Below are 21435 nucleotides of genomic sequence, written 5' to 3'. Positions count from 1 at the left end.
AATCTTCACTTCGTTTAAAAGCGAGTGACTTCTTTCAGGATTAAGGTTAAAACTGAAAGGCGAACTGTTTAAACGGCCAGTAGCGAAAGTCCACCTTGCCGACAATTTGGTTGATTTTCACAAACCCAAAATGGCGGCTGTCCCAGCTGCTAAGCCGGTTGTCGCCAAGAACGAAAATGCAGCCGGGAGGCACCCGTGTTTTCCCGGTCGCCTCCTCAAGCGTAAAATCCCCGGTCAGCCTGCCGTCAAGCAGCTTTTGTTTATACGGGCGCAAATACGGTTCGTCAACTTTTTTTCCGTTGACATACAAGATGTCGTTTTTGTACGCGATCTGATCGCCAGGCAGGCCGATAACCCGCTTCACGTAATCTTCCTTTTTGTTGGCGTGAAAAACGATAATGTCGAACCGGCGAATAGGCCCGATGTCGTAGGAAAGCTTATTGACGATCAACAAATTGCCGCTCTCTAGCGTCGGCATCATCGATTTTCCTTCCACCACGTAATTGCTGAACACGAACAACCGAAGCGTGGCGACAACGCAAACGGCAACAAACCATGGCCATCGGCGGCCTCGTTTTTCTTTTTGCTTGGTCACTCCCCGCCCTCCTCGCGGTATTGTCAAAAGTTTATCCTCCACACTCACGGTTTTCTCTTGAGTTTCAACGGTTGGAAGAAAAAAAGCTTGCCACCCCCGTTGTTTTCGGCCATCATTGAGGTAACCACACACTCAACAGCCAAAACAAAGGAGTGACAAGCTTTGTTACCTCAATTATTAGCCTATTTGCTCGAAATAATCAAGACCCAATATCAAATCATTGTGTATTTGATGGGTGTGATATTGGGAAAATCCTTGAATCTCGAGGACTTGGACGAACCCATCCAAAAGCCGTACCGGAAACTTCAGGTCGATGACCTTCCGATCATCGATGTGCCGGAAACCCTTGATTACCGGAAGCTGTTGGCGGACTACGAAGCCCAGCACGGACGTCCTTTACGGCCCATCCAGCGCCGCGCGAAGGCGAMACMCCGTGTTCCRGATTCSTTGACCTGCCCTCGCTGCCAGGCTCCCTCTTCTTACCTGTACGCCAATAACGGCGGAAACGGGCAATACCAATGCAAAGTGTGCCAGTGCCGGTTCAACCACCGRAAYCGGTTCACCAAGCAAGCGGTCTTTCGCTGCCCGCACTGCAAAAAGACGCTGGAAAAAATCAAGGAACGCAAAGAATACMACATCTATAAGTGCAAGAACAACGATTGCCCGTTTTACCAGGCCAACCTTCGCCGGATGACSAAGAAGGAGCGCCAACAGTTTCAACAGGATCCTCAAGCCTTCAAGGTGCGGTATTTGTTTCGAGAGTTCTTGTTTGACTTTCTCCCGTTGGCTTCCTCGTCGCCCATCAAGCCGAAGGTCGATTTGTCCCGGCTGGCTGCGTCGCCGCACGTGTTGGGGCTCGTGTTGACGTACTACGTCAACTTTGGGATGTCCTCGAGGGAGACCGCCGCCGCCATGAAGGACATCCATGGCGTCTCGATCTCCCATCAGACGGTGCTCAACTACGCCAACAGCGTCGCGCTTTGGATCAAGCCCTTTGTCGACCGGTTCCCGTATGAGCTGTCCGGTTCGTTTTGCGGGGACGAGACGTATATTCGCGTCAAAGGGCGCTGGCATTACCTGTTCTTTATGTTTGATGCCGTCAAAAAGATCGTGCTGTCGTATCGCGTCTCGCCCCATCGAGACACGCTCTCGGCCATTCAGGCCATCGATGATGTCCTGCGGAAGCTGCCGTCCCTCCCAGACGACTTGTCGTTTGTCGTGGATGGCAACCCGATTTACCTGCTGGCGCAACACTTCTTCGCCCAACACGGGATTTCATTTGACGTCCGCCAAGTGATCGGGCTGACCAATGAGGATCCGGTCTCGGAAGCGTTTCGCCCTCTCAAGCAGATCATCGAGCGATTCAACCGGACCTTTAAAGGCAACTACCGCCCGACCCATGGGTTTGGTGCGGAAGAAGGCTCGGTGTCCTTTGTGACGCTGTTTGTGGCGTATTTCAACTTTCTGCGCCCACACAGCGCGCTCGAAGGCCGGGTGCCGGTCGTCATCCCGGAACTGGCGGATCTTCCGCATATGCCGGCCCGGTGGACGAAGCTGATCGCCATGGCACAAGCGTTTCTCCAACAAGAGGCGGCCTGACTTTTTTGTCCTCCGGAGCCCGTTGAACAGAACTCCTGCCGGATTCGGCGAAGCGAACCCTTGACCAACCGAACACCGCCAAAGGTAAAATTCGGTCATGGCAAGGGCGGCTTTCTTATTGCCTTCTTTTTTGTCCCCGTCGCCCTTGATGACTCTTCCGCACCTTTGGCGGGTGTTGGTCAAGGGCGAATCCGGCCCTCCGCATGCCCCACGATGCTCAATGGGATGATCTGTGTGGAGTTTTCATAGAACTTTTGACGCTACCTAGTAAACAGAATAAGTGGACTTTCTTTTTTCTGTCTACTATAAGGGGATTGTATCCATTTTTTGTTGGAGGACACCTTCTTCAAGACGCATTTCATCATTAGGAAGTTTTGCGTCAGCGCCACTGTGTTTGTTGGTTGCCTGAAGCGTATTGAAGAAGTCAACATCTGGTGGCCTGTCACAGCCCTTTCGGCGTCACTTTCTTTTCCACTTTGCGCAGCAGCCAGTCAAACACAATCGCCAAAATGGCGGCTGGGATGGCGCCGGCTAAAATCAAGTTTTTGTCGGCGATGCGCAAGCCGCGGTCGATCAAGTCGCCAAGTCCGCCAGCACCGATGAAGGTCGCTAAGGCGGCGACGCCGATCGTCAGCACCGTCGCCGTGCGTACGCCAGCCATAATGACGGGGAGAGAGGGGAAGCTCGACCATCCATAAAATTTGCCTCGATGTCATCCCCATCCCCCGGCCAGCGTCAACGAGCGCCGGGTCGACACCAAGAATGCCAGTGTACGTATTGCGCAAAATCGGGAGCAAGGCATACAGCGTCAAGGCGATGATGGCAGGCAGCTTGCCGATGCCGAAAAGCGGAAGCATAAACCCAAGCAAGGCTAAGCTTGGAATCGTCTGAATGATGGCGGCCACGCCAATGATCGGCTCGGCGAGTTTGCGATATCGCGTCAACACGACACCGAGCGGCACAGCCACCGCGATGGCGATGCCCATAGCAATGGCGGATAAGAGCACATGTTCTTGAAAGGCGATCCAAATATCGTTCTTTCGTTCGATAAACGTCTGCAATAATTCCATCGTATCCCTCCTTGGCGGAAAAGCGGCAGCGGGTGGCTGCCGCTTGGTCATGGGCTGAGACCGAAAACTTGACAAGGTTTTGGTTCACTAGCGGAACGAATCCCATCGGCAAGCCCGCTTGGAGCGGCCTTGTCTTTTCGAAATGAGACGTGTGATTCAGGCGGGCCGACGGCCGCGGCAAAGTTTCTGGCCAGATGACAAGAAACGGGGCGGCATCGTTTTTTCAAGCCCCCATTCGCCCGTCTTCGTTGGCATTAGGCATGTTGCTGGAACGTCCACTCCGCGAGCGCGCGCATCATGCTCGAGCGCGTGATCCCGCCGACGAGCCGGTCGCCGTCCAACACCGGAATGATGCGCACATCCGGGTCTTGGAACAGAGCGGCGACGTTGGTGACGTCCGCTTCTTTCGCCAACGTCGTCACATCGTAGTCGGCGATGTCGGCGACTAATAAATGTTCTTCTTGGTAGCGCTGTTCGATTTGTTTTAAGGTGACGATGCCGAGAAAGGCCTGCTTTTTATCGACGACGATCAAACTGTCGACCTTTTTCGCTTTCATCAATCGGAACGCTTCCGCCAAGCCGCGGCGCGGCGAGATCGTCGCGACGTCAGCCGACATTAAATCCTCCGCCGTCGGCACGGCCGTCTGGCGGGTCCGCAGCCGGTCTTCGCCGATAAACTCACGGACGAACGAGTTCGCCGGCCGCCGAAGCATTTGGTCCGGCGTCGCAAACTGGACGATTTCCCCGTCTTTCATGAGCGCAATCCGATCGGCGATTTTAATGGCTTCATCCATATCATGGGTGACAAAGACAATCGTTTTGTGAATCTCCTCTTGCAAGCGGACGATGTCATCTTGCAGCTGCTCGCGGCTGATCGGGTCGAGAGCGCTGAACGGCTCATCCATTAAGATAATGTCTGGTTCGGCGGCCAAGGCGCGGACGACGCCGACGCGCTGCTGCTGCCCGCCGCTGAGCTCTGACGGGTAGCGGTGTTTGAACGTCGCCGGATCCAATCCGACGAGCTCGAGCAATTCGTCAACCCGTTTTTCATAGGCGTGTTTTTCCCATTTTTTCAACTTTGGCACGAGCGCGATGTTTTCCGCGATCGTCATGTGCGGAAACAGGCCGATTTGCTGGATGACGTAGCCGATGTTGCGCCGCAGCTCAACCGGGTCAAGTTGGGAAATGTCTTGCCCATCGATGTACACTTTGCCTGATGTCGGCTCGATCAAGCGGTTGATCATCCGCATTGTCGTCGTTTTCCCGCATCCGCTCGGCCCAATTAAGGCGACAAGCTCTCCTTTGCGAATGTCGAGATTGATATTTTTTAAGGCGACAAAGCCGTCCTCATACTGTTTCGTGACGTTTTCAAACCGAATCATCCACATTCCTCGCTTTCTAGTCGATCAGTCCTTCCGCTTTTAAGAAATCAAGCGCCACCTCACGCGGCTGTTTTCCTTCCAAGTTCACTTGGCCGTTTAGTTCCATCATTTTTTCATCGGTCAAAATGTTGGCCAACTTGTTCAGTTTTTCTTCAAGACCCGGGTTGGCATCCAACACTTCCTGGCGGATGATCGGCACAGCGTGGTACGGCGGGAAGTACTGTTTGTCATCTTTCAATACGACCAAATCATATTTTTTTATCCGGGCATCGGTCGTGTAGGCGGTGATGACGTCAATTTCGCTGTTTTTCGCCGCTTCATACTGCAAGTCCGGATCGATCGTCACTTTTTTCTTGAACTGAAACCCGTACGTATCGACAAGCCCGTCATAGCCGTCGCTTCGCTCAAAAAACTCGGCGTCTGACCCAAATGTGAGGGAAGACGAATGTTTCGCCAAATCGGAGTACGTTTTCACCCCGAGCTTTTCCGCGAGGTCTCTCCGCATGGCCAAGGCGTAGGTGTTGTTAAACCCGAGTGGTTTGAGCCAAGCGATGTTGTATTTTTCCTTATACAACTTCTTCGTTTCGTTGTAAATTTGTTCGGGCGTCTTTGCAGGATCGTACGGCTGTTTTAAAATGTTCAAATACCCGGTTCCGGTGTACTCGACATACATGTCGACATCCCCGTTTTCGATGGCTTGCTGGAGCATAAACGCGCCGCCTAAACTGTCTTTCACTTCAACATCCAAATCCGCGTTGGCCTTCACATACTCCGCCAACAAATGCGTCAAAATGACTTGTTCGGTAAACTTCTTTCCGCTAATGACGATTTTTCCTTTCGCATCACTCGTTCCGCTGCAGGCCGCCAATCCGAACACAAGCCCGACAGCGAGCAAAGACATCATCCATTTTCGCAACACAATTCCTCCTTTTTTGGCTACTATCACACAAATGAGGGAAAGAAAAAAAGGCGGCAACAAGACGCGGAGGGGATGAAAAAGCGTCACAAACAAAGGATACCGTAATTTGGGTGCAGCTGGCAAATTTGGTATCGGTCGATATGTTTGCCTCTCGCTTGCTCTCGCGGCGATGAGCGTTCTCTCCTCCTTGATCCTGAAAAATGCTCGGGAATGCTTGCGAATCCTCCTAGATGCTCCGAATTCGAGATGTTTGCATAAGCCTCGTGTTCATCCATCGATGCGCCAGCCAGGCATGACCCGCGCCGTTCATCGAGAGTGCGGGGTGATGCTCCCGCTTGCCGCGAGAAGGCCGGTGCCTTGGCAAATGGTCAAGGTGAAGGCTAATCGATAAACACTCGAACAAAAAAGGCAGCTCACGGCTGCCTAGTGAAAAGAGAATCAGTGTGGAACGTTTCTCTATGGGGAACGTGTTACGCATGAACAAGGCGATGAAGGGCGCTTTCCGTTTTGAAGACGCGGGCGTTCAAGACGTGCAGTCCCGCTTCATGTTCGGCGAGGGCAGGCAGCACTTTGTCTTCAAGGATGGATGTGATACGGGTGAGGTCGCCTTTCATATGATGGAGGTCGTGCGCCATCGCCTCATATTTGGCGGCCAGCACTTCTTGCCCGTGGCGGAGCGCTTCGGCGATCGCCTTCGTTTCGTTCGTGCGCTCATCAAGCAGGTCGATTCGCTGTGCAAGCGTGTTCGTCTGTTCGTTCAGTTGGGCGACTTGGTGTTCGACGGTGCCCATGCGTTCGTTCAGTTGGGCGACTTGGTGTTCGACAGTGCCCATGCGTTCGTTCAGTTGGACGACTTGGTGCTCGAGGTTGCTTGTCCGCTCGTTCAGTTGAGTGAATTGTTGCTCAAGGGCGCTCGTCCGCTCATTGAGCTGGGCCATTTGCGCTTCGAGAGCGCCCGTTCGTTCATTAAGGTTGGCCGCCAGCACTTCAAGGGCACCCGTTCTTTCATTGAGATTGGCCACTTGTCCCTCCAAGGCGCCAACCCGCTGCTCGAGCGACTCGACCGCCGTGCGCGTCGCTTTCACTTCATGCAAAATTTCCCGCAGCAACGCTTCCATTCGTTTCACCTCCTTTTCCCCTCTATTTTACAAAAAACGCGCGCCGATGGCGAGAAAAAATAGGAAAACGGTTTTTGCTAGAAAAAGAGCGGAGAAAATCGTTACAATAAACATAGGAAAAAACCGAAGCAAAGGTGGACGGAGATGGACGCCACGTGGTTGAAGCCCATTGTCGAAACAAAATATTTATCGACGGAAAACGCGCACCGCTACCGGGCGATTTTGCGCTATTTCTACATTCAGCACGAGCGGATGCGGCAATATTTGTTTCCGGAAGAAGTGTACGCCTTTTTAAAGCAGCACGAGGAGTTTGCCGATTACACCGAGGAAGAGCTGCAGCAAGACCTCGACCAGCTCGTCAAATGGAACAACTTGATCGCCCGTCAAGAGACTTCTCACGTGCGGACGATTGAAGAGTTTAAGAAAAAGCGGTTCCGCTATCAATGCAGCCCGTACACGGTCGAAATCGAACGGATGATCCGCACGCTCGAGCAGCTTGGGGATTCATTTGGGGGGTCGCTCGAGAAAACGCGGTTTGACCGCTTGTATGCCTCTCTTTCTCGCATGGAAACGATCATCGCTTCTGATTTTCAAGAGCAGCCGGATGAAATGCATCAAGTATGGGAAGAGACGTTCGATTATTTCAAGAAAATTATCCAAAACTCCGCCGACTATATCGCCTATTTGCACGGTGAGAATTTAGAAGAGCGGATGACGGCCGAGTCGTTTCTCGTTTATAAAGAGCAGTTTACTGCTTATTTGCGCGATTTTATCGTCGCCTTGCAAAAAACGTCGATGCAGATTGAGCAATTGCTTGAAGACTTGCCGGAAGACGGGGTCGGCCGGTTCATCGAGCATGTCGTCGACTATGAGAGGTCCATCCCGCGCTTTGCCGATGCACTGCCGCCGCGCGCGGAGCTCATTGAGGAGAAGCGGGAGATGTGGCGCAGTCTATGCGAATGGTTTTTAGGCCGTGATGGGCGCGAGAGCGAGCTTTCGTTTTTGCAATACCAGACGAACGAGGCGATTCGTCGTTTGACGCGCGTTGTGCAGCGGCTTGGCGAGCGGCATCACCATTTTCGCAGCCGCAAGGGCGACTACTTGCATTTGGCGCGCTGGTTCTCGCAGCTTCCATCGATCGAAGAGGCGCACTGCCTGTCGGCGGTCGTGTTTGGCTGCTTCCATACGAAACATCTCGTCGCCGATGCGGGGGCGACCGACAATATATACCGCGACGTATGGGATGAGCCGCCAGCGGAATGGGTGACGAAACCGCGCGTCCGCCATTATGGGGAAAAGAAAAAGCCGCAGGCGATTGAAGACAAAGAACGAGAGAAAGAAGAAGCGCTCCTTCGCTATTTGGAAGAAAAAGCGCGCGAGGAAGACGAGCTGAAGCAGCTTGTGACCGATGGGAAAATCGTGCTCGCCCATTTGCCGGAAGTGACCCCATATGTACGGAAAACATTGCTTGGCTGGATCGCCAAGGCGATGGGGCGCGAGGGGCAAACGGCGAAAACGGAAAACGGTTGGAAATTGAAAGTCGTTCAACGTGAAGGGACGATTTGCCTTCGTTCGGAAGACGGGGAACTCGTGATGCCGAACTACGAAATTCATGTGCTTTCGGGAGGTGAGTGAGGATGGAAACGGCGTTTGACGACAAAGCGAAAGAAGCGCTCGCCGCGCTGTTCGAGCAGTTTTGGATCGTCCGCGAAAAAGAGCCGGAGCTGTATCAGCTCGTCCGTGAGCGCGAACATGTGTTAAAGAGGTACGTTGAGGAGAAATTCGGTTATCGGCTCATCGTTCACCGCTATTTCGCCAAACTGGAAAAAATCCCGGCCGAACCGGAACCGTGGATGGGCATCGAGTCGTTTCAAGAGCCGCTTGACTATGCGCTGTTTTGTTGCTTGATGGCGTATTTGGAAGGAAAAGCGGTGGAAGAAAAGTTTTTGCTTTCTGACGTATGTGAAGAAATCCGCGCCATGTATCCAGGAGATGCGCCGATTGATTGGACGAACTACTCGCACCGGCGCGCGCTCATTCGCGTGTTGAAAACAGCCGAACAAATCGGGCTCATCCGCCGGATGGACGGGGAGATTGAGGCGTTCGCCCAGCATGTGGAGGAAGAGGCGTTGTACGAAGTGCCGGTGTTGGCCCGTTATTTTATGCGCACGTATCCGAAAGATTTGTTGCAATATGAATCGATCGACGAATTGCTCGCCGAGGAGTGGAAAGCGGCGCCGCAAGATTATCGGCGCCATCGCCTGTATCGAAAGCTGTTTTTATCTCCGGCGGTGCACCGGACAGAAGGCGACGAGCAAGATTTTTACTACTTGCGCAACTTCCGCCATCGGCTGCGCGATGATATCGAAGCGCATACGCCGTTTCGCTACGAGCTGTACAAAAATGCGGCGATGTTGACGCTGCCGGAGCGGCAGGCGCCGTACACCGTATTTCCTGATCAGAAAGGAACGTCGGAGATCATCCTTCATTTTGCCGCCTTGGTCCGCGAACGGTTGGAGTCGCTTCCGCCTGATGAGTACGGCCGCATTCGGTTGACGACGGAACAGTTTTCCGCTTGGCTTGCCGATTGCCGGCTCCGCTATGGGGCTGGGTGGGGGAAAACGTACCGCGACATGTCGGCTGCTGAGCTTGTCCGCGAAGTGCTTTCGGCGCTCAAAGAATGGCGCATGGCCGATACGGAGCACGACACCGGAATGATCGTCCTTTACCCGCTCCTCGGGCGGCTTTGCGGGCGGTATCCGGATGATTTTGAAGCGAAAGAGGGGAGATAGGATGGCGAATCCATGGGTGCTTCATCGCGCCGGATTGATTAATTTTTGGTATTATGACGAGCAATATTTTCATTTTGCCAATGGGAAGCTGTTATTGCGGGGAAGCAACGGGGCGGGCAAGTCGGTGACGATGCAAAGCTTGATCCCGGTGCTGCTTGACGGTAAAAAGACGCCTGATCGGCTCGATCCGTTCGGCTCACGGGCGCGGCGCATGGAAGACTACTTGCTTGGGGAAAAAGATGTCGTGGACCGCGATGAGCGGACCGGGTATTTGTTTTTGGAATATAAACGGAAAGAGTCCGACCAATACGTGACGACCGGCATCGGCCTGCGCGCGAAGCGGCAAAAAAGCCTCGACTTCTGGGGGTTTGTCATCTTTGACAACCGTCGCATCGGCTATGACCTTCAGTTGTATAAACAAGAAAAAACGGGTGAAAAAATTCCGCTGACCAAGCGGGAGCTGGCCACAGCGCTCGGCGCGGGCGGGACGGTCGTCGAGACGCAAAAAGACTATATGGAGCTCGTCAATAAGCATGTGTTTCGCTTTGAATCGCTTGAGGCGTTTCAAGAATTGATCGAGCTGCTCATTCAACTGCGCAGCCCGAAGCTGTCAAAAGATTTTAAGCCAACGGTGATCTATGAAATTTTGGAAAGCTCGCTTCCGGCGTTGACCGACGAAGAACTTCGCCATTTGTCCGAGACGATCGAAAACATGGATCAAGCGAAACAGCAGCTCGAACAGCTGGAACGCGACGAACGGGCGTTGAAACGTTTATGCGATCAATACCGCCATTACAATGAATATATGATCGCGGAAAAAGCGATGGAATACGAGAAAGCGGTCAAACAAGCCGAAGAGCTCACCGCCGAGCAGCAGCGCCGCCGCGGCGAAGAGGAACAGGCGCGGAAGACGCTCGGTGAGCTTGACGAGACCATCGCCCGCCTCCGCCGCGAAGAAGACGTGCTGCGGGCGCGCGAAGTCGACTTGGCTGGTCATGAGGTGTTCCAGCAAGCAGATCAATATGAGCAGCTGAAAGCAGAGCGGCAGCGCCTGCAAGAACGGCGGGAGCGGCACGAACGGGCGATGGAGGAAAAAGAACGGCTTGAGCGGCAGCACCGCCGTCGGCTTGATGAGGCGGAAGCGCTTTTCGATAAGATCGAACAGAACCTTGAGGATGAACTCGAACAGCTGCGCGCCGATGCCGAAGAAGGAGCGTTTTCTGGCCATGAGGTGAACGAAGGCGATTTTCTACGCCATCGCCGCCATCAGCACGAGTTTCTGTTTACCGTTTGGAAGCAGGAAGCGGATCGTCATACAGAGCGGCTCGAGGAGCTTGCCCGCCTTTGGCGCCGCCATGACGAGCTCCAAGCGCGCTATGAAGAGGCAAGCAAAGAAGCGGGAGAATTGCAGCGGGAAGTGGACGAATGGCGTCACCAGCACCAAAAATGGGAGGAACTGCTCGAGCAAGAAAAAGAGCGCTTTGAACAAGAGGTGCTCGCCTGGCTGGAGCAAGGGGGAGTCGATGTTTCGGAAGCGGACATTCAATCGTTTTTGCAACAAATGAGCGCCATATACGAACGGTATTCGATCGATGACATCAAGCGCCCGTTCACCGAAGCGTATTACGCCGCGGTCGGCAAGAAAAACGACGAGAAATGGCGGCTCGAACATGAGATCCGCCTGTTGGATGGCGAGCTAGGCGACCGTGAAGCTGAACTTCGCCATTGGCAAGACGAACGAGATCCTGAGCCGGAGCGCGATGAACAAACCGCCGCTTCCCGCGCGGAGCTGGAGCGGCAAGGAGTGTCCTTTGTCCCGCTCTATGCGGCCGTCGAATTTTTCGACCATGTGCCCGGAACGGTGCGTGAACGGATCGAATCGGCGCTTTCGCATGCTGGGCTGCTTGATGCGCTCATCACGGACCGCGATGTGGATGCGGCTTGCGATCGTGTGCTCGTCCCGAACCCCGTCCATATGGCGCACACGCTTGCCGATTATTTGTGTCCAGATGCGGATGCCCCCGTGTCGGCGGAGCGGATTGACGAAGTGCTCCGCAGCATCGTGATCACCGATGCGGAACAAGAAGGCGGCATGACGATCGATGAAACAGGACGCTATTCGATCGGCCTGTTGCGCGGCCATGCGCCGGTGAGAGAGCGCCCGATATTTATCGGCCGAACGGCCAGAACGCGTTGGCGGATGGAGAAAATCGCGTCGCTTGAAGAAGAAATCGCCGCGTTGCGGCGCCAACGCGACCGTTTGCGGACGGAACATGAAGCAGTCGAAGCCGCCTTGTCCGCGCTCGCTGACTGGTTTGCGTCCTTCCCATCGGACCGCGATGTGCGCACAGCGTTTGAGGAGCGGCAAGAAGCCCGCCGCCAAGCCGAAAGCAAAGAACGCGACTGGCGGCGCCAACAAGAAAAAGTGTCCCTCCTGGCCCGCGAGTGGCAACAATTGAAACAGACGCTGCGCGAACAGTCGGCGGGGCTTGACTTAGAATTTTCCTTACACGGCTGCGAACAGGCGCGAATCGCGATGAAATCGTACATCCGCCACCTGCATGAACTGGAAGTCCACTATCGCGAGGCGCGCCATACCGCGGCCATGATTGCCCAGCAGCGTGAACGGCTTCAAGCGCTTTCTGAAGAGATCGATGAGGCCAAAGGCGAGCGGAATCGGCTGCTCGATGAAGAAGAACGGCTTGCCCTGCGAATTTCGGAAATGGAACGGACGCTCGAACAAATGGGAGCGGATGACATTCGAGCGGAAATTGCCCGCGTTCGGGAGCGGCTCGCCGCGCTGCGCGACGAAATTCCGCAGCGGGTTGACGAACGGGCGCGGACAGAACAACGTCTTATTCGCCTAGCCGAGGAGCGGGAAAAAGGGGAGAAACGGGAAGCGTTCGCCCGCAAGCTGGCCGCTATGTGGGAGCAGTCGTTTGTCCGCGAAGCGGCGCTCGGGCTTGTGGAGCTTGACCGCTCCCGCCCCCTTCCGGAGCAGGCGAAAGAAGCGAAACAACGGTACGGGGCGGCGCTCAAGGAGACGCGCTCCTCGCTTCTCGCTCGGTTGAACACCGTCTTTTTCCAAGAGTCGTCCAATTTGACCGAATACCGGGCGACGTTCGAGCGGTTGCCGGATGATGGGGATCACGAATGGATCACATCCGCACCGGATGATGAAATGGCGATGAAAGCGGCCGATTGGCGGGAAAAACAAGAGCGGCACGTCATTTTCCTCGACTACAAAGGCCAGCGCGCCACGCCGTTTGCCGTGCTCGCCGAGGTGGAACGCGACATCGTCTTGCAGCACGAGTATATGAAGGAGCAAGACCGCGAGCTGTATGAGGACGTCATTTTAAAATCGGTCGGCCGCATTTTGCGCAGCCGCATCCAGCGCGCCGAGCGGTGGGTGAATGATATGAACAAACTGATGGGAGGCCTCGACACGTCATCGGGTCTGGTGCTGTCCATTCAATGGAAACCAAAAACAGCAGAAACTGAAGCGGAGCTTGACACGAAAGAGTTGGTCCGTCTGTTGCGGATCGATTCGCGGCTGTTGAAAGAGGAAGATTTGCAGCGGGTGACGAACCATTTCCGCTCGAAAATCGCCCGCGCTCGCGAACTGCTTGAGGAGCGCGGCCAAGGCAACACGCTCCATCAAATCATTAAAGAAGTGCTCGACTATCGGAAATGGTTTGCGTTCACTCTTTACTACGAAAAAGCGAACGAGCCAAAGCGCGAGCTGACGAACCACCGTTTTTACCAATTCAGCGGCGGGGAAAAGGCCATGGCGATGTACATCCCGCTCTTTGCCGCGGCGTACTCGCGCTACCAAGAAGCGGGAGATGACGCGCCGTACATCATCTCGCTCGATGAAGCGTTCGCCGGCGTCGACGAAAACAACATCCGCAACATGTTCGGTCTTGTCGAACAACTCGGCTTTAACTACATTATGAACTCGCAAGCGCTTTGGGGCGACTACGATACGGTGTCCGCCCTGTCCATTTGCGAACTCGTCCGCCCGCGCAATGCGTCGTTTGTCACCGTCATTCATTATCGTTGGAACGGGCGCATCAAACAGCTTGTCATCGATGACAAGGAATGGGAGTTGATGGAAACATGAGCGCGGTCAAGGAAGCGGCCGCCTTTTTCCGCTCCGAACCGGGGTTTCATCGCCTGTTTATTGAGATGAAGCGCAAGTACGAGTCGCTCGGCCGCGTCGGCGGCGCGGTTTCGTTGCAGTCGTTCTCCAAGGAGGAGCGGGAGTCGATCGCCGCCTTTTTCGGCAAAGACGTCTCCCGCGTCTTTCTCTCCGACTTTGAGAAACAGCTCGGACAGACAAAGTTTGCGGGTGTTGGACTCGTCGAACTGCTCGAACATTATTTCGGCGTCCCGCTTATGTCGAACAAAGAACGGCGCCAGGCAGAGGCGGAAGAGCGGGAGCGTTTTTTCGCGCGCCTTGCAGAGGAACATCATTGGTTCGCGGCCGTCCGCGGCCAACGCTTCGTCCAAACGGCGTACGAAGCCGACCGCGACGGTCTTGAGGCCGCCGTCCGCCTTGTCGGCGCCGCCCTCTGCCGCCTCCCGCTCTCTTCATATATGCGCCTCCCGCTCTTTGCCCAGCAAGTGGCCAGCGATCCGCACGCGTTCGATTTGTCCACTCTTCCAGGGAGATTGTTGTTGTCCGCCTTGCAAGCGACGACACCAGGCCAGTGGGATGTGACGTCCGTAGAGAGTGTCAATGAACTGTTGCAGTCCGTCGGCCTGCTCCGCGAAGATATTTTGAACTTTGTCACATGCGCCAACATTCTCGCCGAAACCGAGGGCGGCCCGCATCCTGTCTTTTCCGCTGCCGCGGAAACGAATGCGGCGTTGAACATCCCGCTTCGGGAAGTGTGGCCGCTTGTGCGCGCCCATCCCGCCCGCGGCAAGACGGTGTATATCGTTGAAAACGCCGGTGTTTTTTCGACGTTGCTTGACACCCGCGCCCCGCTTGTCAGCACGAATGGACAAATGAATGTAGCGACGATGAAGCTGCTTGATTTGCTCGCTGCCTCTGGCGCACGCTTGCTTTATTCCGGAGATTTCGACCCGGAAGGATTGGCCATGGCCGAACGGCTGCTCGAACGGTATGGACAGGCCGTCACACTTTGGCGCTTTTCCTTGGACGATTATGCGGCCGCCAACCCAGTCGTTGAACTCACACCCGAGCGCCTCGCCAAACTCGCATCCGTCACATCGGAACCATTGCGGCCGGTGAAAGAAGCCATCGGGCGAAAGAAAAAAGCCGGGTATCAAGAGGCGATCATTGGGAGGTTGGCAAAGGACATCGAAGGCGATCTTATCCATAGGCTAGAAGGCCGGTGAAAAATGGCTGTCACGTGCAAATCAGCGGTATTTCGCCAAAAAGAAAGACGATCTCACAAAGTTTCTCTAATTGAAAAGCATATGGGATCGGCAACCTTTTGTACTGAATCACCAGTCCTCTAGAGGGAAGATAAGGAAGGGGAGGAAGCGACCGGGTCTCCCTTCCAAACGATCCACGAACTGACCGGGCTGTCGATGGAAAAGATCGAACAGATGAGGGAATAAACCCGCTTCTTCAACACAGCTTCCGAATTGTCGTCGACCCTCAATCGTGCAAAAACGCAGGGGGATCGACGACAATAATTTGATGCACTTGAACTTTACAGACATCGAGAGGAAAGGGAATTGACGGAATTTTCAGGTTATGGTATTCTAAAGACAGCCTTGGGACGTAAGGCTTGATATATCCAGCTTTTTGGGGTTTTTATCGTACCTATGAGGGATTGAAATGTGAGATTTACAAGACGTACCTTGATCCGCGCATCGTTTTTTATCGTACCTATGAGGGATGAAAACGGAGGAAGAGACATGTACATTACAATTACCTTGCAAAGTGACGTTCCCTGGGAGATTCCGGTCAATTACAACCATCTCTTGCAAGCTGCAATTTATCGCCATCTTAGTCCGGAATTTGCTGATTTTCTCCACAATCAAGGGTATATTGTAGATCGCCGGCGGTTCACCCTCTTCTCATTCTCACGTTTGATGGGACCTCATGATTATATCCCTGCATCCAAAATGTTAGTTTTTCAAAATAAGGTCCAACTTATTTTGTCCTCGCCGATTGAGCGGTTTATAAGGGAAATCACCCAAGTGTTGCTCATGGAAGGAATACGCATCGGAAGCCATTGTTTGCGTGTCACATCCATTCAAACCGAGATTTTTAAGGTTGATAGATCTGTCATTGAAATAGAGACGCTTTCGCCAGTGGTCGCCTATTCCACGTTATTGCGGCCAGATGGACGAAAATACACGAAATACTTTTATCCAGGTGAAAAAGATTTTCAACGAATCATTTCCGACAACCTAGTGAGGAAGGCTAAGTTGATATACGGAGCGAATCTGGCGTTTGCGCCGGTCTCTATCAATTCAATTGGGGATTTTCGTAAACAAATCGTACTTTACAAAAATACCATTATTGAAGCGTATAACGGGAGATTTATCCTTGAGGGGGATTCGCGTCTGTTGCAAGCCGCTGTTGATGCAGGCCTTGGCGGCAAAAATTCGTGTGGATTCGGCTGTATCCGCCCGATCAGCCGTTGATCAGGAGGTGTCTGTTCGTGAATCTGCCGCAGCTGACAGCGTATCTCGGGTCATTAGTGCCCGCGGATCATGACCCTCTTGAGGCGAAAGTAAAATCGCTTAAGACGAAGATTAAATCAGAAGAGAGACCGTATGCGGTTTTTTTGACGTTTGACTTGGAGAGGCAAAGCATTCGGATTGAAGACCCGATTCCGTTTTCCAAAGACATATTATATGAATACGGGTATTTCGGGAATAACGATGCAGCCCAATTGCAAAGTTATCTTGTGAGAGAAGTGGAGTCATTGCATTATCTTTTGACAAGTGTATGGAATGACTTGCGACTAGCTCTCCAGAAACACAATATGGGAGACTCTCGATTGTCAAAATGGATTGAGGAAATGGAAGCCTCTGAATTGCTTGTCACAGGCAACAAAAAAGGGAGAGGGAAGGTGTGCTTGGACCGCTTTCAACTCCCGGGTTCTCTTGAGGGAAAATCCGTCACCTTGCAGAAAGAGAATCGAGTGATTTGCATTGGCTCCCAAAAGTTTAAGTATGAAGCTTTTGTTCACGCAATGCTGGAGCACGAAAATAAGAAAGACCGGTTTGTGTTGGTGATCCCAGCTGTGTTTGAGCAGGGAGTGCGGATTGTCCTGTCTCAGCATGAAGACTATCGGAAATTGGTGAGAAAAATTAACAATTTGGAGTTGCCAGAAGAGCGGGAGGAAGATTCGCACTCGAGTGAACAGCGAGTGTGTTATGTTTGTCAACAGTTGAAGCCTTCAGTGAAGAGTGAGTATACGACAAAATTTAGCCGAACTGGCATCAATAAAGTATTTACTACCACTACAATCAACTCGGCGCGGTATAAGACAGATGGTTACAGTTATGACGATGCCTATGCAATATGCCTTGAGTGCTATCGACATTTGGTGAATGGTGAGGCGCTGATCGAGAAGAGGTTTAAAGGTTCAATTGCTAGAGAAAGCGCTTTTTTTCTCCCAGAGGGGCTGTTTGAGCCGTTTGATTACGACAGCATCGGGCGAATCAAGGATCGGTTGGATTTTGCATTTCAATGTAAAGAGGCGGGAGAATGGCTGGAAATGGTTGAGGCGGATGCAGAGTGGATGCAACATCCCTACTTTACTATTCACATTATTGTTTATCGGACAGATGGCACTTCTTTCACTGTGTTGGAAACAATCGAAGATGTTCCTGCTTTGAGATTCATGCAGATTATGAAGACGATCAGACAAGCAAGTGGACAGCTAAAGCCATTTCTGCAAGGGATGTCGCTTGGAAACATATACCGTATGGTGCCGATTCGTGAAACGAAAAAGGGGGAGCAGGTGAATGTAGGTCGTGTTTTGTCGCTTTACAAAGCCTTGTTCTCCGGTTATCGCATCCGTTCGGAAACTTTGTTTGACTACGCCTCTGAAGCCTTGGATAAAGGGATATTGCAATTATCCAAAGAAAAGATTGATAACTATCGCAACATGGGGTTGGACGAGTATCATCCAGACAAGGTGGATTTTTTTATCCAACGCATGGCTATGCAGTACTTGGCTTTGATTCAAGTTTTTCAGCAGTTAGCTATATTGGACAGACCTGTTTTTACGCCATCATTCGGAACGGAGGAGCAGGACATGCAATTATATGACTCCGTGGAGGCGGTTGAACAGTTTCTTGACCGCCAAGGGTTCAGTTCAGAAGCGAAAGCTTTATTTTACCTTGGGTGCATGATTCACCGTGTGGGGGTTGAACAGTATAAAAAAGGTCACAAAACGAAACCCGTGCTCAAAAAGATTCATTTTCAAGGGATGTCCGCATCGGAAGTATATCGCTTGTACTATGATGTGTTGGATAAGTTGCGCCAGTACGATGCGTTTGACCGATACAGTGAAACGCTCATTGAAGGGTTTCATCGGCATTGCGGGATATTGAAGGAAAGAGAATGGCCATTGAGCGATCATGCCAATGTCTTTTATATCATGTCTGGATACGCTTATCAGGTGGGAGCTTTAGCTAGTCATAATAAAGGGCGGAAGCAGGACGGTGATCCAACGGAATCTGGTGCTGACCCTGCTATTGCACAATTACCATGATAAGGAAAGGGGTTGTAGTTTGATGGTTATTCGGCAAAATAGCGATTTTCTGTTTCTCTTTGAAGCAGTCATGACAAATCCAAACGGAGATCCGGATCAAGAGAATAAGCCGCGCATGGATTATGAGACATCTACACTCCTGGTCAGCGATGCGCGCCGTAAACGGGATTGTCGCGATTTCCTCAAACAAAAGGGGTTTCCCATTTTTGTGGACACGTTGGCTGATCGGAAAGTGCCGGTTTCACAAATGTTTGAGCATATCCGAGAGCAGTGGATGCGGGACACGGAGCGATTTCGTAATTTGCTTGCCGAACAGCCATTGATCGCTAAGGCTTGGAATGAACTAGTAGAATCGGATGGCGATGATATCCTTGCCTTGTATAACAAAGTGAAGGGGGATAAGAAGAAAAAACAGGTATTAACCGATTTCCATAATCTCTTTCTCACCGAAATCATCAAACGCTCGCTTATTGATATTCGGATGTTTGGAAGTGCTATGGCGGTGGAAAACGTGTCTCGCACTTATACGGGACCAGTGCAGATTACTTGGGGATATTCACTCCACCCGGTTGAGCTGGTGAAATCCAATACGATTACGACGATCATGAACGATGACAGTTCTACTTTCGGGAAAAAGTATAAGGTGCACTATGCTTGTGTCGCCCATTACGGCACGATCAACAAGTTTAACGCCCAACGAACCGGAATGAGTGAACAGGATCGTGAGATTTTCCGCAAAGCACTGGTGCAAGGAATGATGGCAAACCAGACAGACAGTAAGCAAGGGCAAACCCCCCTTTGCTACTTGGAAGTCGTGTACTCCCCAACATTTGATGGATATTTAGGTGACTTGCGTCGTTTCTTGCGAGTCGAGTTGGATGAAGACAGGCCAATTCGCCGTCTTTCCGATATACGTGTTGATTTTGCGACCCTCGCATCAGTTCTAAGAGAGATGAAGCAAAAAGAATATGTAGAACGTGTCATTGGGTGGGTTCATCCTTTCGTGGATGGAGAATCGCTGACTGGGATGCCTGATTTCGAATCGGTCGATTTGTGGGAGCGATTGACTGTATCTGGAGGTTTGTGAGTGTGCAAGTGTTGGAACTTCGACTCTGCGGCAAAATGGCTCATTTTCGACGTTACTATTCCAACTCCTCGGCATTGTCTTATTCAGTCCCGCCACGCACGACGATCATCGGAATTTTGGCAGGGCTGTTAGGATATGAGAGAGACTCTTATTATGAAGACTTTTCTTTGGACGAGTGTCGGATTGCTGTGTCCAACCATGCGCCGATCAAGAAAATTATTCAGAAACTGAATTTGTTGATGGTGAAAAAATGGGATGACTGCAACGGGTCCCAAGAAAACCATAGTCAGACGGCGACGGAGTTGGTTTTGCCTCAAGACATTCGTAACGGGCACCTAGACTATCGAGTGTACATCTCCCACCGCAACCCGAAGGTTATGAAACGATTGGAAGAGCTTATGTTTGTTTCTTCATTAGGAGGCTATGGTAGTTTAGGAATCTCCTTAGGGCTGGGCACTGCCTACAACTTAGGGTGGATGCAGTATGGGGGCGTTTGGGAGGGAGAGGAAAGAAGCGAAGGGAACTCGGTGGCGATATCATCTGTATTGCCTGTACGTTCCGTGAAGATGGTGGACTTGCCGCCTGCGTCGGAAGGTTCTTACCGATTGGTGAAAGAGGACTTGCCGCTGGAATTCGACAAAGATCGTCGCTTAACGCCCCGGGGCAAAGCGAGTGTGATTATTAACATGACCGATTCTCCTGTGTACGCGGACGTCGACACTTATGTTGCTTTGAGCAACGGGTGCAATATTGTCTGGATGCAGTGACTTTAAGGACCGGAGACGCCTTACTGCGTTCCGGTCTTGCTTATCGAAGAATTAGATGAAACATCGTCGGGGGATTGGGAGGGAGGAAATTTGGATGAAGTATTATGCTCACTATGATCGCACGAGTGAAATGCGACATCTATTGGCTGAACATCTTCATACTGTTGCTCAAAATGGACAACAATTTATTCCGCCGACGGTAATGTTCCCAAGTCTGGAAAATAGGGATGTGAGAGTTTTAGCGAAAATTATCATGTTTTTGCATGACATTGGCAAGTACACGGACTATTTTCAGTCCCATCTCATGGAAGGGAAAACGTCACAGCTGAGCAGTCACGCTCACATTTCCGCTTGTTTCGCAAGAGCCCTTGCGGAACAGTGTTTGGATCATATTCCATCTCTTGAGAAGCACGTTTGGGCGTTTATCGCCTACCTTTGCGTTCGTTTCCACCATGGAAGCCTTACCTTAAAGGGATTGTTTTCAGATGAGCTCTGGACGGTATTGGAACAACAGTACGTAAACATCAAGCAAAAATGGCATTGCATTTTAAAAGACCTTGGACTGCAGGAGAATGTCGACTTCCTCCAGCTGCCTCAACACGTCGATTTCGGTCGATGGCGTTCTGATACCCGCCATTTCCTGCATATGCCGCAGCATATGAAAGGAAGATTACGGAGAGATTATTGGTTCTTTGCCTTGAATTACTTCTTTTCCTTGCTCATTGATTCGGATAAATTAGATTCTGGAGGTGTGTTGCCCTCTGCTGTTAAGACGGTTTCCGCAACAAGGGTGACGGATTATATCCGTGTCAAGCATGCGGGAGAGACGGCTTCTCCCATGACAGAGCGAAGGAAGAGAGCAAGCCAACAGATGATGTCGGTCTTAAAGGGACTAGAAGATGAGCAAATCCGAAAGGAGAAATTTTTTACCATTACTGCTCCTACGGGGATCGGCAAAACCCTTGCGTCATTGGAATGCGCCCTTTACCTGCAGCAACGGATTGCTGAATTGGAAGGATACGTTCCACGGATTATCACCGCAATTCCTTTCATCAATATTATTGAGCAGAGCCGACGAGATTATGAGGCGGTGTTCGGCAAGAACGCACAAGTACTTGCACACCATCGCCTCGCAGACTTGAGCTTCTCTACTGGGTAGCGTCAAAAGTTCTATGAAAACTCCACACAGATCATCCCATTGAGCATCGTGGGGCATGCGGAGGGCCGGATTCGCCCTTGACCAACACCCGCCAAAGGTGCGGAAGAGTCATCAAGGGCGACGGGGACAAAAAAGAAGGCAATAAGAAAGCCGCCCTTGCCATGACCGAATTTTACCTTTGGCGGTGTTCGGTTGGTCAAGGGTTCGCTTCGCCGAATCCGGCAGGAGTTCTG

General features: G+C 52.0%; 15 protein-coding genes and 1 pseudogene. 10 read left to right on the top strand and 6 right to left on the bottom strand.

Translation table 11 applies throughout. The features are described 5' to 3' along the window. Positions 1 to 46: 46 nt before the first annotated feature. Complete coding sequence (gene lepB, locus B1A75_RS03815) at positions 47 to 595, bottom strand: signal peptidase I (RefSeq protein ID WP_074043061.1); 549 nt, start codon at positions 593 to 595, stop codon at positions 47 to 49. Between the two features lie 162 nt (positions 596 to 757). On the opposite strand from lepB, the gene B1A75_RS03810 reads away from it, so the two are divergent. After that, a complete protein-coding gene (locus B1A75_RS03810) occupies positions 758 to 2194 on the top strand; it encodes a DDE-type integrase/transposase/recombinase (RefSeq protein WP_079935780.1) in 1437 nt (478 codons plus the stop codon). A gap of 442 nt (positions 2195 to 2636) precedes the next feature. Here B1A75_RS03810 and B1A75_RS03805 read toward each other — a convergent pair. The 4 genes and pseudogenes from B1A75_RS03805 to B1A75_RS03790 all read right to left on the bottom strand — a co-directional run bounded on the left by B1A75_RS03805 (position 2637) and on the right by B1A75_RS03790 (position 6683). Beyond that, positions 2637 to 3264: pseudogene (locus B1A75_RS03805) on the bottom strand (ABC transporter permease). A gap of 254 nt (positions 3265 to 3518) precedes the next feature. Then, positions 3519 to 4646 (bottom strand): betaine/proline/choline family ABC transporter ATP-binding protein, encoded by a 1128-nt coding sequence (locus B1A75_RS03800; RefSeq protein WP_074043293.1) that lies wholly within the window; start codon positions 4644 to 4646, stop codon positions 3519 to 3521. Between the two features lie 16 nt (positions 4647 to 4662). Continuing rightward, positions 4663 to 5565 (bottom strand): glycine betaine ABC transporter substrate-binding protein, encoded by a 903-nt coding sequence (locus B1A75_RS03795; protein ID WP_079935778.1) that lies wholly within the window; start codon positions 5563 to 5565, stop codon positions 4663 to 4665. Positions 5566 to 6035: 470 nt separating this feature from the next. Beyond that, positions 6036 to 6683, bottom strand: coding sequence for a hypothetical protein (locus B1A75_RS03790; protein ID WP_079935776.1), 648 nt, complete (start codon positions 6681 to 6683; stop codon positions 6036 to 6038). 144 nt (positions 6684 to 6827) lie between these two features. Here B1A75_RS03790 and B1A75_RS03785 point away from each other — a divergent pair, with 144 nt between their 5' ends. The 9 genes from B1A75_RS03785 to B1A75_RS03745 all read left to right on the top strand — a co-directional run bounded on the left by B1A75_RS03785 (position 6828) and on the right by B1A75_RS03745 (position 21202). Next, on the top strand, positions 6828 to 8318 hold the full coding sequence (locus B1A75_RS03785; RefSeq protein WP_079935774.1) for a TIGR02677 family protein: 1491 nt from the start codon (positions 6828 to 6830) through the stop codon (positions 8316 to 8318). A 2-nt stretch (positions 8319 to 8320) separates the two neighbouring features. Next, the gene (locus tag B1A75_RS03780; RefSeq protein WP_074043289.1) at positions 8321 to 9475 is read left to right on the top strand and encodes a TIGR02678 family protein; all 1155 of its coding nucleotides are present in this window, start codon (positions 8321 to 8323) and stop codon (positions 9473 to 9475) included. 1 nt (position 9476) lies between these two features. Next, positions 9477 to 13598, top strand: a complete 4122-nt coding sequence (locus tag B1A75_RS03775) for a TIGR02680 family protein (RefSeq protein WP_079935772.1) — start codon at positions 9477 to 9479, stop codon at positions 13596 to 13598. After that, entirely contained in the window at positions 13595 to 14842 is a 1248-nt protein-coding gene (locus tag B1A75_RS03770; protein ID WP_074043287.1) for a TIGR02679 family protein, read from the top strand. Before B1A75_RS03775 ends, B1A75_RS03770 begins: the two co-directional genes overlap by 4 nt. Before the next feature lie 528 nt (positions 14843 to 15370). After that, on the top strand, positions 15371 to 16105 hold the full coding sequence (gene cas6 / locus B1A75_RS03765) for a CRISPR-associated endoribonuclease Cas6 (protein WP_074043286.1): 735 nt from the start codon (positions 15371 to 15373) through the stop codon (positions 16103 to 16105). A 17-nt stretch (positions 16106 to 16122) separates the two neighbouring features. Continuing rightward, complete coding sequence (locus B1A75_RS03760) at positions 16123 to 18189, top strand: TM1802 family CRISPR-associated protein (protein ID WP_074043285.1); 2067 nt, start codon at positions 16123 to 16125, stop codon at positions 18187 to 18189. Between the two features lie 22 nt (positions 18190 to 18211). Further along, entirely contained in the window at positions 18212 to 19276 is a 1065-nt protein-coding gene (locus B1A75_RS03755) for a CRISPR-associated protein (protein WP_074043284.1), read from the top strand. Between the two features lie 2 nt (positions 19277 to 19278). Continuing rightward, positions 19279 to 20043 carry a CRISPR-associated protein Cas5 gene (gene cas5 / locus B1A75_RS03750; RefSeq protein WP_074043283.1) on the top strand — a complete coding sequence of 255 codons (765 nt, stop codon included), beginning with the start codon at positions 19279 to 19281 and terminating at the stop codon, positions 20041 to 20043. Positions 20044 to 20137: 94 nt separating this feature from the next. Next, positions 20138 to 21202 carry a CRISPR-associated endonuclease Cas3'' gene (locus B1A75_RS03745; RefSeq protein ID WP_176202381.1) on the top strand — a complete coding sequence of 355 codons (1065 nt, stop codon included), beginning with the start codon at positions 20138 to 20140 and terminating at the stop codon, positions 21200 to 21202. 11 nt (positions 21203 to 21213) lie between these two features. On the opposite strand, the gene B1A75_RS20105 is transcribed toward B1A75_RS03745, so the two are convergent. Next, positions 21214 to 21435, bottom strand: a 222-nt coding sequence (locus B1A75_RS20105; RefSeq protein ID WP_217700888.1) for a hypothetical protein, incomplete at its 5' end; no start/stop codon positions are given.

Origin of the sequence: Geobacillus sp. LEMMY01, from assembly GCF_002042905.1 — a bacterium.
Classification (GTDB): domain Bacteria; phylum Bacillota; class Bacilli; order Bacillales; family Anoxybacillaceae; genus Geobacillus; species Geobacillus proteiniphilus.
The sequence above is the reverse complement of the archived record's forward strand: the minus strand, read 5'-3'. Positions and strand labels throughout refer to the sequence as shown.